At 38.1% G+C, this 12,465-nt stretch carries 13 protein-coding genes; all 13 read right to left on the bottom strand.

Translation table 11 applies throughout. The features are described from left to right. Nucleotides 1-20 precede the first annotated feature (20 nt). Nucleotides 21-548 (bottom strand): RNA pyrophosphohydrolase, encoded by a 528-nt coding sequence (locus ACFINR_RS03215; RefSeq protein ID WP_375611860.1) that lies wholly within the window; start codon nt 546-548, stop codon nt 21-23. A 39-nt stretch (nt 549-587) separates the two neighbouring features. Then, nucleotides 588-1,898 carry a S41 family peptidase gene (locus tag ACFINR_RS03210; protein ID WP_273790634.1) on the bottom strand — a complete coding sequence of 437 codons (1,311 nt, stop codon included), beginning with the start codon at nt 1,896-1,898 and terminating at the stop codon, nt 588-590. Next, the gene (locus tag ACFINR_RS03205; protein WP_375613336.1) at nt 1,888-3,132 is read right to left on the bottom strand and encodes a murein hydrolase activator EnvC family protein; all 1,245 of its coding nucleotides are present in this window, start codon (nt 3,130-3,132) and stop codon (nt 1,888-1,890) included. The genes ACFINR_RS03210 and ACFINR_RS03205 overlap by 11 nt, the downstream gene beginning before the upstream one ends. A gap of 133 nt (nt 3,133-3,265) precedes the next feature. Further along, nucleotides 3,266-3,748, bottom strand: a complete 483-nt coding sequence (gene rlmH / locus ACFINR_RS03200) for a 23S rRNA (pseudouridine(1915)-N(3))-methyltransferase RlmH (RefSeq protein ID WP_375632265.1) — start codon at nt 3,746-3,748, stop codon at nt 3,266-3,268. 1 nt (nt 3,749) lies between these two features. Next, complete coding sequence (rsfS, locus tag ACFINR_RS03195) at nt 3,750-4,136, bottom strand: ribosome silencing factor (RefSeq protein ID WP_375610572.1); 387 nt, start codon at nt 4,134-4,136, stop codon at nt 3,750-3,752. A gap of 111 nt (nt 4,137-4,247) precedes the next feature. Then, complete coding sequence (locus ACFINR_RS03190; RefSeq protein WP_375652490.1) at nt 4,248-4,841, bottom strand: nicotinate-nucleotide adenylyltransferase; 594 nt, start codon at nt 4,839-4,841, stop codon at nt 4,248-4,250. A 29-nt stretch (nt 4,842-4,870) separates the two neighbouring features. Then, nucleotides 4,871-6,127: a glutamate-5-semialdehyde dehydrogenase gene (locus tag ACFINR_RS03185; protein WP_375652489.1), complete on the bottom strand. Its 1,257-nt coding sequence runs from the start codon at nt 6,125-6,127 to the stop codon at nt 4,871-4,873. Between the two features lie 45 nt (nt 6,128-6,172). After that, the gene (proB, locus tag ACFINR_RS03180) at nt 6,173-7,312 is read right to left on the bottom strand and encodes a glutamate 5-kinase (protein WP_375652542.1); all 1,140 of its coding nucleotides are present in this window, start codon (nt 7,310-7,312) and stop codon (nt 6,173-6,175) included. A gap of 1 nt (nt 7,313) precedes the next feature. Then, entirely contained in the window at nt 7,314-8,339 is a 1,026-nt protein-coding gene (gene obgE / locus ACFINR_RS03175; RefSeq protein WP_375632262.1) for a GTPase ObgE, read from the bottom strand. A 173-nt stretch (nt 8,340-8,512) separates the two neighbouring features. Beyond that, nucleotides 8,513-9,241, bottom strand: a complete 729-nt coding sequence (locus ACFINR_RS03170; protein WP_375611866.1) for an RlmE family RNA methyltransferase — start codon at nt 9,239-9,241, stop codon at nt 8,513-8,515. A gap of 29 nt (nt 9,242-9,270) precedes the next feature. Continuing rightward, on the bottom strand, nt 9,271-10,581 hold the full coding sequence (locus ACFINR_RS03165; RefSeq protein ID WP_375652488.1) for a Ppx/GppA phosphatase family protein: 1,311 nt from the start codon (nt 10,579-10,581) through the stop codon (nt 9,271-9,273). Nucleotides 10,582-11,484: 903 nt separating this feature from the next. Beyond that, nucleotides 11,485-12,087 (bottom strand): invasion associated locus B family protein, encoded by a 603-nt coding sequence (locus ACFINR_RS03160; RefSeq protein ID WP_375632260.1) that lies wholly within the window; start codon nt 12,085-12,087, stop codon nt 11,485-11,487. Next, nucleotides 12,084-12,465, bottom strand: a 382-nt coding sequence (locus ACFINR_RS03155; protein WP_375638348.1) for a YadA-like family protein, incomplete at its 5' end; no start/stop codon positions are given. The genes ACFINR_RS03160 and ACFINR_RS03155, both read right to left, overlap by 4 nt.

Below are 12,465 nucleotides of genomic sequence, written 5' to 3'. Positions count from 1 at the left end.
TTCTCATAATCATATAGCTTTTATAATGGTCTAAGGCTACCTCGAAATTCGCTGACAACTTTCGTATAAACGTGCTTTTTAAAAGAAACAGCAATCAACGGAAGGGTTTCTAGATCAATCCATTTCCATTGATCGAATTCCGCTTTATTGCCATCTGGTGGCGGATTAATCGCAATTTCAGAAAGCTTTCCTGTAAACTGGAAAGCAAACCATTTTTGTATTTGCCCACGATATTTATTTGTTAATGTGCACCCAATAAGTTCTTGTGGAAAATCATAATGGAACCAATTTTGTGCTTCTTTAATCAACTTTACAGATCGAATACCCGTTTCTTCATAAAGTTCACGATATGCCGCATCTAATGGTTTTTCATCTTCATCAATCCCTCCTTGAGGAAGCTGCCAACGATGAGATATGTCAATATCTGCATCTGCATGAATGGGCATCATTAAACGACGCCCAACCCACACTTTCCCCTCATGATTAAAGACAACAATCCCAACACATTTGCGATATGGAAGAATCTTCAAATTAATATCTGCATCCATTTAATATTCCTCAAAATCGCAAGCTATAGATATCAATTCTCACTTTAACACATCCTTATTGGGATCTGGTGGAAATGCTGCATTTGCCATTTCACCTCGTAACAGTTTATAAGCCTCATTCAATTGAATATCATCTTTAGGGTCTTTGGGAACAAAAGCAGCTGAACCAGATCCTTTATTACTCTCTCGTTTTCCTTTGATATGTCCTTTTAATGCAGACTCACCAACTTTTACATCATAACCTTTATATTTTTCAGGGAGTGGTTGCTCTACAATAATATCAGGTGTGATCCCTGTTCCTTGAATAGAAGTGCCTGATGGCGTGTAATAAAGTGCTGTTGTTAAGCGTAAAGCCCCATTTTCACCCAAAGGAATAATTGTTTGAACAGATCCTTTACCAAAAGACTGCGTCCCTAAAATTGTTGCACGACGATGATCTTGCAATGCACCCGCAACAATTTCAGAAGCACTTGCTGAACCACCATTAATAAGAACAATGAGCGGTTTTCCATTGATGACATCCCCTGGCTTCGCATCAAATCTTGTCACATCACTCTTTTTGCGCCCACGAGTCGACACAATTTCACCTTTATTGAGAAAAGCACTCGAAACATTAACAGCTTGATCTAAAAGCCCACCCGGATTAAGCCGCAAATCAAGGACATAACCTTTTAGCTTATCTTCAGGAATTTTAGATTGGATATCTTTAATTGCCGCTAGAAGATTATTTAATGTCTGTTCAGAAAACTGGATAACTCTTAAATATCCAATATCACCTTCAACCCGATATTTCACCGCTTTTACTTTGATAATATCACGAACAATCTTCACTTCAAATGGCTTATCAACGCCAGAACGAATAATTGTTAAGGTAATTGGTGTTCCAGGAGCACCTCGCATCTTATTAACAGCTTCATTCAATGTTTGACCATTCGTTTGTACATCATCAATTTTTGAAATAAGGTCTCCTGCTAGAATACCTGCTTTTGAAGCGGGAGTATCATCCATTGGTGAAACAACTTTAATTAAGTTTTTTTCCATAGTGACCTCAATACCAAGACCTCCGAACTCTCCTTTCGTAGAATCCCGCATATCCTTGGCTTCTTCAGCATTCAAATAAGATGAATGAGGGTCCAGTGATGTGAGCATGCCATTGATAGCATTTTCAATAAGCTTTTTATCATCTGGAACTGTAACGTATTGCATACGCACACGCTCAAAAACATCGCCAAATATAGCTAGCTTTTTATATGCATTATCTTCATTATTCGCAGCAACAGACTGCACCATAATCATTGAACAGGCGCCGAGCAATACCCCAGCGACCAAAAGAATAACTTTACGAATCATTTTGGCTCCTTCTTATTTTTTCAGTCTGCCACCAAGGAGTTGGATTTACAGGTTTTCCCTGCTTTCTAAACTCAATGTAAAGCATTGGAGAAGTTTTTCCTATATCCAATGCAACACTATTTGAAATAAATTGCATTTCCATTATACCCAGAGGCTCACCTGAAAGAACAAACTGCCCCTGTTTTACATTAATTCTCGACATTCCAGTAAGAATGATATGATAACCATTTCCAACATTGAGAATGATTAAATGTCCGTAAGAACGAAATGGCCCAGCAAAAGCAACAAAAGCATCCACAGGTGATATAACAACAGCTCCTGACTCTGTTTCTATCGTTTCACCAAAGCGCGTAATCTGCGAACTTTTGTTAGAGTGATGTATTCTTTTTCCTGAAACAGGAAAAAGTAAAGAACCTTTTCGGCTTTCAAAATTGGACTGTTCTAACAATTGCAAACTTTTCCGTACCTGTACTGATGCATCAGAGCTAAGTTTTGACTGACGGTCGAGCTCTAAAATCAATTCTTCTAAAGACTGCGCTTTTTTAGCAAGAGCAATATTTTTTTGTTGCTGTTCTGTAAGTTCTTTTTCTGATTTTTTTTGTAGTTTGTTTTTTTGGTCTAATAAAAGCTCTAGACGTTTTCGCTGCTCTGCTTGATTTTGCAGCTTTGTCTTTAATGCCTTATATTCCGTAGTAATGGAATTACTCAAATTGGTCAACTCCTTGAGTTTTTCTGTTAAATCTCGTGTTTTCTCTTGCATCTGAGGAATAACGGTACCTAATAAAACAGAACTACGTATAGAAGCCAACGCGTCCTCTGGCTGTATCATAAGAGCAGGAGGCGGATTCAATCCCATACGCTCCAAAATTGCAAGAACTTCCGCAAATTCAGCACGACGATTTTTTAAACTTTGATAGACTTGTACCCGCTTTTCTATCATTTTTTTAAGCTTTTCTTCCCTTTTAGCAATATCATCTGCTACTATACGTTCTTCTTTAGCCGCCTTTATGAGTGCATCACTCAAAACACGTTGATCTTTTTTTAAATGCTCAACTTGATGCATAAGAAAAGCAACACGCTCACGCGAAAGTGAAATATTTTGGCGAATTTCTCCTAATTCTTTATGGACTTCCGTACTCCTCATTGTATCTTCCGCATGCGATACAGAAAAGCAAAAAAATATACTCAAGAGCAGAATGACAAATATGACGCACTCCTCATATAAATATAGCATCTTTCTATGAAGAAGCTTTTTCATTTGCAAAAACCATGACACCTCATCGTATACATTAGAGATGCTTTAAATGGTGTCAGCTAAAACAATATTAATAAACATATAAATAAGTGCTAAAAATTGAACAAAAATATTAAAAACGATGATACGGATGATTATTTTCAATTGTTACAGCGCGGTAAAGTTGTTCTGTAAGAAGAATACGTGCAATTTGATGTGGCCACGTCATCAAACCAAAAGATAAAAGAAAATCAGCACGCTTCCTTATTTGTTCATTATGCCCATCAGGTCCTCCCAAAGCAATGACGACATCTCGAATGCCCTCATCACGATAACGCCTCAATTTTTCAGAAAAAGAAATTGACGAAATCGATTCTCCACGCTCATCTAACACAATTAATCGACATTTTTCAGGTAAAAATTCAATAAGTTTTCTCCCCTCTTCCTCCATACGTTGATAAACTGTTTGAGCACGACTTTCTGGTATCTCTTGTAACTTTTTTAAATGAAAGCCTATATCTCCAGAAATTTTAGAAAAACGATCCAAATAATGCTGAACTAATTTTTGCTCCGCCCCACTTTTCATACGACCAACCGCAAAAATAGAAATTTGCATTTTAATGATCTCCGAAGAGAAGCAAAGCCGTATCGTTTAAATCCGGCGTCATCCATATTTTTTCTAAATTATAAAAAAGACGAATTTCTGGACGAAAAAGATGAATGATAATATCACCTGTATCAATCAATACCCAGTCACCTCCAGCAAGCCCTTCTACACGCGCAAGCCCCTGCCCACTATCTTTCCAAGTATGTAATAAATGATCAGCAACAGACGATACATGACGCTGCGAATTTGCTGAAGCTATGACCATATAATCAGCCAAAGATGACTTCCCTCGAATATCAATAGCAACAATATCTTCTGCTTTTGTATCTTCTAAACTCTTGAGAATAACTTCAAGACTCTCACTAACAGAAAAAACTTTTTTTTCTTTTGAAGGCATAATATCGTAAGAGTGTTTGTGTGCAACGTTTTTCAGCTCAATATCCTTTCTTATCGTTGTGGAATCTAAAAAAGAGACTTCTCTAAAGAGAAGCAGAATCTTATGAAATGTTCAAGAAAAATCATTCTTCTTCAAACGAAGGTTTGTTGAAGATTGAAAAGATAAAGGTCCATGCAAATAAGTCCAAACTGGTGGCTTGATAAAAGGTAAGCGCCAACTTTCTCTCTCATCCAAACGAAAACGGCGATAAATATGTGCCATAGGAGAGGAAAGTGCTGACCGATTGCCTAAAGGACGATCAATAATCGCAATAGGAAGCATAGAGACAATATCACGCCATCGATACCAATGATGTATCGTTGTAAAACTATCTGCCCCCATAATCCATACAAAATTTACGCCACTGTAATGGGTAAGAATATGAAAAATCGTATCTACTGATACTTTGCTCCCTATAGCCTGTTCAAAACCTGTTAAGCGAATTTTTGGATGGTCAATAAGTTTAAAACTTAATTGCATTCTCTCCTCTAAAGAGAGCAACTGTGTACAATCCTTCAAAGGATTTCCTGGAGTGATCATCCACCATAACTGATCAAGATGCAAACGCCGAATGGCAATTTTTGCAACAAGAAGATGCCCCGCATGCGGTGGATTAAAGGAACCACCAAAAAGACCCACAACATTAGATCTTTCAACATGTGGCATACAATTTTTCCATGGAAAAAATGGTGTTCTCAAGCTCTAACCTGACCATTTCCTTTAACGTGATATTGAAATGATGTTAGCTGTTCAACACCTATGGGACCACGTGCATGCATTTTTCCTGTTGCGATACCAATTTCCATTCCAAAACCAAATTCACCTCCATCAGCAAATTGTGTAGATGCATTGTGTAATAAAATAGCTGAATCTAAATGATTAAAAAAATTCTTCACCACTTCTAAATCCTCAGCAATAATCGATTCCGTATGTCCTGATGAATAACGCTTGATATGAGAAATGGCTCCCTCAACACCCTCAACCGTTTTAACAGAAAGAATAGCATCAAGATATTCATGCGACCAATCTTCTTCAGACGCTAATTTGACATCTGGTATAAGAAAAACAATATCTTCTGTGGCGCGAATTTCACATCCCTTCTCCTGTAAAGCAGTTAAAACAGGAAGAAACTTTTTTAATGCTTGGCTGTCAATGAGAACTGTCTCAACAGCACCGCATATCCCTGTTCGCCGCAGCTTTGCATTTAAAACAATATTGCGTGCCATATCTAAATCTGCCGATTTATCAATATAAATATGACAAAGTCCCTCCAAATGAGCAAAAATTGGAACACGTGCATCAGACTGAACACGGGCAACAAGGCTCTTTCCACCACGTGGTACGATCACATCAATCGCTCCATCCAATCCTTTGAGCATTCCCCCAACGGCAGCACGATCTGTCGTTCCAACCATTTGGATGGCATCTTTAGGTAAACCAGAGCGTTCTAAACCTTGTACCAAAGCTAAATGAAGAGCATGAGAAGAATGAAAGCTATCCGAACCACCGCGCAAAATCGCAGCATTGCCAGCTTTTAAGCACAAAGCACTCGCATCAACTGTAACATTTGGACGACTTTCATAAATAATGCCAATCACACCAAGAGGTGTTCGTACACGACTTATATGAAGCCCATTTGGACGCGTCCATTCATCCATCACTTGCCCAACAGGATCAGACAAACGAGCAACTTGGCGAACACTGTCTATCATTGCACGTAAACGCAAATCATCTAATTTTAGCCGATCAATCATTGCAGCTTTCAAATTATTCTGAGCAGCATTCTCTAAATCTTGACAATTCGCCCGTAAAATTTCATCTGACTGAGCCTCTAGACTTAAAGCGATCATTTCTAATGCATTGTTCTTTTGCTCAGAAGAAGCAACGGCCAACGCTGCAGCGGCATAGCGTGCTTTTTGTCCCATATCTTTCATTTGTTCTTCTAAAGTCATCGTAACATCCACTCTGCCAAAACAATAAAAACAAAAGTAACTTTTTTAAACAGTATTGGTCAAGCAACGTACAATCATATCATTACGATGCACCATAGCAGAGCGCGCCTCATACCCAAGAATAGCTTCAATTTCTTCACTTTTATGTCCTATAATGCGTACAGCCTCATCTTTGTCATAGCTTACAAGTCCACGCGCAATCTCAACCCCATTTGTATCAACAATTGCAACAGTATCCCCACGTTGGAAATTTCCCTCAACGGCAATAACCCCTGCAGCTAATAATGATTTTCCTGATTCAAGGGCCCTAATGGCTCCTTGATCAATCGTCAAAACACCAGATGGATCTAAATGACCAGAAATCCATGTTTTCCAAGCATTGACAGATTTCTTACTTGCCGCAAAAAAACTCTTGCGTTCACCTTTGTCAATTGCAGCAAGGGGATTCATACGCTTGCCTGAGGTGATAATCATCGCCGTTCCAGCAGCATTAGCTATTTTTCCGGCTTCAAGCTTAGTCTTCATTCCTCCCCGTGAAAACTCTGAAGCAGCAACATCTGCCATTTTTTCGATATCATGCGTAATGGATGCAACAAAAGGTATAAATTCAGCCGTAGGATCACTATGGGGAGACTTTGTATAAAGACCATCAATATCGGATAAAAGTATTAAAAGATCTGCCCTCACCATTGTTGCCACACGTGCAGCTAAACGATCATTATCACCATAACGAATTTCAGTTGTTGCAACAGTATCATTCTCATTAATAACAGGCACAGCTCCCAAATATAAAAGCATCTCAATCGTTGCACGTGCATTGAGATAACGCCTTCGCTCCTCCGTATCAAATAAAGTGAGCAAAATTTGGCCTATTTTGAGCCCATGTTGAGCAAGCGCATCACCATAGGTTTTTGCTAACTCAATTTGCCCTAAAGCAGCACATGCCTGGCTTTCTTCCAATTTCAAAGCCCCCTTAGGAAGCTGTAGCAATGTCCTTCCTAAAGCAATAGCACCTGAAGACACCAATAATATCTCTACGCCTTTTTTGTGCAATTCAACAACATCATTGATCAAGCTTTTAAGCCACTCAACCCGTAAACCTGCTTGAGGATCAACCAAAAGGGCAGATCCAATCTTGACCACAATACGTTTATAGTGTGTAAGTTTTTGCGATCCAACAGCCATCTCAATCAATCCTGCTATCCCCACCGTTCTCCTCTTTGCGTGATATTTCAATAATATGTGCACCAGCACGCAGCACATTTTCTAAACCTTCGCGGCTAACCGCAGAAAACATCATAACTGGTTGATCCGCTGCTCTTTGCAAAGCTTCCCGTTTAGCTTCACGCTCTTCATGAGCGAGAGTATCTATCTGGCTTAAAGCTACAATTTCAGTCTTATCACTTAGATTATTTCCATATGCCTCAAGTTCATGACGCACAATTTGATACGCTTTTGCTACATCTTCTTCTTGAGCAGAAATCAAATGAAGGAGCACACGACAACGTTCCACATGTCCTAAAAAACGGTCTCCAATTCCTACACCTTCATGCGCTCCTTCAATCAATCCCGGAATATCAGCCAAAACAAATTCACGACCATCAATTCGTACAACACCAAGATGAGGATGTAGAGTGGTAAAAGGATAATCTGCAACTTTTGGCTTTGCCGCCGTTACAGAAGCTAAAAAAGTTGATTTTCCGGCATTGGGTAAACCAACAAGTCCCGCATCAGCAATTAACTTCAAACGAAGCCATATTGCACGCTCTTCTCCAGACAAACCTGGATTTGCACGACGCGGTGCCCGATTTGTCGATGTTGTAAAGTGAAGATTGCCAAAACCGCCATTCCCTCCTTTTGCAAGGCGATAGCGCTGTCCCACTTCCGTTAAATCACATATTAACGTTGCATTATCTTCTTCAAAAATTTGAGTCCCAACCGGAACTTTAAGGATGACATCATCACCCTTCTCACCCGTCATATTACGCCCCTTGCCATGTCCCCCTGTTTTTGCTTTAAAATGCTGTTGGTAGCGATAATCAATCAGCGTGTTAAGTCCATCAACAACAAGAGCCCAGACATCACCACCCCGTCCTCCATTCCCTCCATCAGGCCCCCCAAATTCTATGAATTTTTCACGGCGAAATGATACTGCTCCAGAACCTCCATTACCAGAACGAATATAAACTTTAGCTTGATCAAGAAATTTCATTGGAAACACTCACTGAGGAATCAATCTCTCTACCTCTATAGGCAATACATTAATTTTACCAGTTTTTCATCATTGATAACAGAAAAACTGTCACTATCGCTGATAACTCTTTGAGAAAAAAATCATCGCATTTAAATAGGTTAAGTAAAATTAAGTCTTCTTAAAAGAAGGTGCTATTCTTGTACTTTTGTTTTTCCCTTAAATTCAAGTGCTAGAAGATAAAGCTCTACTGATTCTGATCGGCTTGCGGGTGGTTTAACATGGTAGACTTTTTTAAAATGCTGTTTTAATCTTGCAAGAAGAGTGTTTTCTGCTCCCCCTTGAAAAGCCTTTGCTAAAAAATATCCCCCAGGCTTGAGAACCGAAAGAGCAAAATCAGCCGCAACTTCACATAAATAAATCGTTCTTAAATGATCCGTCTGACGATGACCTGTTGTTGGCGCTGCCATATCAGAAAGAACCACATCCGGTTTTGTCCCTAAAGTTTCAATTAATTTCTGCGGTGCATCTGTATGCAAAAAATCCATTTCCAACATGGCAACTCTAGGTAATGGATCAACATGTAAATAATCAATACCAACAACGCTAGGATCCTCATCACTTGACCCTACTATACGCTCAACCACCTGACACCAGCCCCCAGGTGCTGCTCCTAGATCAATAACCTTTTGACCTTTTTTCAAAAACCTATAGCGCTCATTAATTTCAATGAGTTTATAAGCCGCACGCGAACGATAACCATCTACTTTTGATTGATGGACATAAGGATCATTCAGATGCCTCTCTAACCATCGTCGTGATGAAGCTTTAATGGTTCCTGCTTTCTTTTTTACGCGCTGATATAATTCATGTGACCCTGAACCTCCATAGCCACCTCTTGGTGTTTTTGTTGTTTTTTTCATCGTTATTCATTGTCTCCATATTTAATTCTCTAACGCTTGAAATCTCTGCTCCTTCTATGACGACACCATACTCCATCGCGTAACATTAGCTCTATCAAAATTCCTTCCCTTAATCCACGATCAGCAACTCTTAAACGCTGACTTGGCCAAACTTCCCGAATAACATCTAAAATTGCACAACCAGCTAAAACTAAATCTGCTCTCTCGCGTCCAATAAAAGGGCTTATGACACGTTTTTCTATATCCCATGATAATAGGCGTTGTGTCATAAGTGTAATGTCCGCATCATTCATCCAAATGCCATCCACTTTTTTCCTATCATAACGCTCTAAATTAAGATACATTCCTGCTAAAGTCGTAACCGTACCGGAGGTTCCCAAAAGATGAAACTTTGAACCTTGTGCTAACTCTCCTAATTTATGACGATCTGAAAAATTATTTAATAACCCTCGCACATAACTTTTCATTTTTTCAAAATCGTCTAAGCTAATATCATTCCCTCCAAAACGTTCAGCAAGCGTAACAACACCAACAGGAAGAGAAGTCCAAGCGATAATTTGTCGAGCTAAACGAAAAGAACGCTTTTGAGAAACATCAAGTAGCACAATTTCTGATGATCCTCCTCCAATATCAAAAAGCACAATTGCGTCAGTATTTGGTTCAACAAGTGTACTACACCCTGTAACAGCAAAACGCGCTTCTGTTTGCCGATCAACAATTTCCAATTCAAGACCTGTCTCCTCCAAAACACGCTGAATAAAATGTCTACCATTTTCTGCAGAACGACAAGCTTCCGTTGCAATCAAGCGATAACGCTTAATATGCCTTTGTTTTAGCTTTAAATGACAAATCTTTAATGCTTCAATCGCACGATCCATAGCTTGTGTATTAAGAAAACCGTTATTTATTAAACCTTCTCCCAATCGTACAATACGAGAAAAAGCATCAACAACACGAAAATATCCAGGTTTACTGGGAGATGCGATAAGAAGACGACAATTATTTGTTCCGAGATCAAGTGCCGCATAAAGAGGTGGAGATTTTACTGAATGGAACCGTCGAAGAAAAGGTGCTTTGAGTTTTTTTGTTTTTTGAGCACCTATCATTATCTGATTATGAAACTCAAAAGCTGCCTCAGATTGAACAAAAACCTGTTTCTGTTCATAATGTTTTTTTCTCTGTTGTCTCTTTATATCAACAAGGACAGAGTATGCCTCTGTTCGTGACAATGCAGAAAGATTATTTGTATTACTACCGCACTGATCATACAATTGATCTGCTTTGGTATCGTATATTTCTCCTTGCTTTAACTCTTTTGAACCATAATTTAACGGGGTCATGTCCCTTATCCCTTGAGCGTTCCCCCAATAAATAAACGCGAAAACTCTTCTGCTCATTCCTAAATAAAGCAATAATGCAGCATCAAATGATATATACAAGAAATCATTCTTTCTTTTTCTATCATTAAAATTTTCTACACTAACATCATTCAGTTTTTTGTATAATCTTTCGGTTGTTTCCGTGAAATCATGCATCTCTTTATGAACTTAAAACTATAAATTAATCGTTTACGTTCACATCAATTTTTATAAATTATGCTCTTTTCTTGATACCATTCACACGGAGCACACCTCTATTGTAACAAACCTACACTATCATACTATTTGCTGACTCTTAAGGTTACAACAACCTATACATCAGTACGGTTTATAAGAAAAAAATTTTTTTGTTATCCACACACAAACCTCGTTTGTTATATGCAATGAAATGGCTTTGATTATGCTGGAATAAAAGTTCCGTAGTACTACAAAATGCAATTACAATAGCTGTTATTTCGTGAATACCAATAAAAACTATCGTTCAAAAAAACTCTAGAATTATAAATTTATCTGAAAAATATTAATGCTTAATCAGACCGCTTTAAAAATCCATTTTAAGCTTAAAAAAAGAATTTAGTCTACTCATTATTGTAAGGAATAAATCGAGTATTTCTAATCTTTTTTACTTTTAATAACTAACGAAATCATTCTTTAAGCATTACGGGAAACACTAACTTGATTTTCTATTACATATAAAGAACTTACTGTGACTTTATATTCATAAAACTCTCACTCTTTCCAATAAATCACCTCGATATCATATTATATAAAACTTCTTACTTATTTGACCTTATAATTTACACTCAAAAATATAATACAACAATTTATGGAAAAATGACTCTTGTTAAAAATACTCGATGGATTCTAAGGACGGAAAGAATTAAGTGCTGCATTTAACCCTTTAAATGGTACAGTAAAAGAAAATACCTTACCTTCTTTAGTTTTATAGGAAATACGTACCTTATTGTTCTGCTCTATTTGTTTAGTCAAAACTGGCCCTACAGGTGATTGTGCCAAACAAACCGTTTCATTACATTGCGTATAATTAATAAGAACAGGTTTTTTAACACCTTTTACAAACATTTGAATCGGAACATTTATATCAGAATTTGGCAATGTTCGAAAAAGCATCACTGCTTGACCACTTGTCGTAGAAACAAGAGACCAACTAAAAATGGTATTTCCTTCTTGATCATGAACCGTCTGTGTCACATTACATATACCTTGCTTATGTTTAAGCTTTTGTTTTTCGTCACAAATCAAAGTCCAATCATAAAACTGCATAATAATTCGACGTGTTTCGCCAGGTTCTCCCTTAGGTATCGATAAGTGCGGTGGATGCACTGTATAAATATTATTGTTCTCGTTGGCAAAGCTTTCGCTCTTGCCTATTAAGGCAAGAGCAAACAGAACCTTTACTAACATACTTCTCGTTTTTACAATAACAGCCATTTTTTCTATTATCATCTCAACCTCAGAGTAATTCCAGCGCCTATTCCCCAATGACCTCCAGCACTTGTCACAGATACATTCGAGCGAATATTTCCATCTTCAGATGTATAACCAGCACCAATAGCAAGTGCAGATTGACTGCGCCATAAACCACTCCCAAATGAAACACTTAAAGATCCTGGTATATCATAGTAACGTAAGTTGGACACCGCTAGACCAATAGCAGCAGCTTGTCTTGCTTCTTTCCGAACATCCTGAATAGCATAATTCAATGTCTCAAACTTCATATCCGTATAGGATTTCGACTCGTTAACACCATCATTGACAAGACCACTAACTTTCTCATCCGTATACTTATTGGCATCTTCAAGAACTATCTTCATCTGCTCTTCA

This window comes from Bartonella sp. AP19HLJMH (assembly GCF_042196245.1).
In the GTDB taxonomy this organism is placed as follows: Bacteria; Pseudomonadota; Alphaproteobacteria; order Rhizobiales; family Rhizobiaceae; genus Bartonella.
Note: the sequence above shows the minus strand (reverse complement) of the source record. Positions and strands in the feature narration are given on the sequence as shown.

Coding starts and splice junctions, on each gene's coding strand:
- ACFINR_RS03185 (WP_375652489.1), bottom strand. CDS start 6,127: ATGACTTTAGAAGAACAAATGAAAGATATGGGACAAAAAGCACGCTAT.
- ACFINR_RS03160 (WP_375632260.1), bottom strand. CDS start 12,087: ATGATAATAGAAAAAATGGCTGTTATTGTAAAAACGAGAAGTATGTTA.
- ACFINR_RS03215 (WP_375611860.1), bottom strand. CDS start 548: ATGGATGCAGATATTAATTTGAAGATTCTTCCATATCGCAAATGTGTT.
- ACFINR_RS03190 (WP_375652490.1), bottom strand. CDS start 4,841: ATGCCACATGTTGAAAGATCTAATGTTGTGGGTCTTTTTGGTGGTTCC.
- proB (WP_375652542.1), bottom strand. CDS start 7,312: ATGGCTGTTGGATCGCAAAAACTTACACACTATAAACGTATTGTGGTC.
- ACFINR_RS03170 (WP_375611866.1), bottom strand. CDS start 9,241: ATGAAAAAAACAACAAAAACACCAAGAGGTGGCTATGGAGGTTCAGGG.
- obgE (WP_375632262.1), bottom strand. CDS start 8,339: ATGAAATTTCTTGATCAAGCTAAAGTTTATATTCGTTCTGGTAATGGA.
- ACFINR_RS03210 (WP_273790634.1), bottom strand. CDS start 1,898: ATGATTCGTAAAGTTATTCTTTTGGTCGCTGGGGTATTGCTCGGCGCC.
- rsfS (WP_375610572.1), bottom strand. CDS start 4,136: ATGCCTTCAAAAGAAAAAAAAGTTTTTTCTGTTAGTGAGAGTCTTGAA.
- ACFINR_RS03165 (WP_375652488.1), bottom strand. CDS start 10,581: ATGACCCCGTTAAATTATGGTTCAAAAGAGTTAAAGCAAGGAGAAATA.
- ACFINR_RS03205 (WP_375613336.1), bottom strand. CDS start 3,132: ATGCTATATTTATATGAGGAGTGCGTCATATTTGTCATTCTGCTCTTG.
- rlmH (WP_375632265.1), bottom strand. CDS start 3,748: ATGCAAATTTCTATTTTTGCGGTTGGTCGTATGAAAAGTGGGGCGGAG.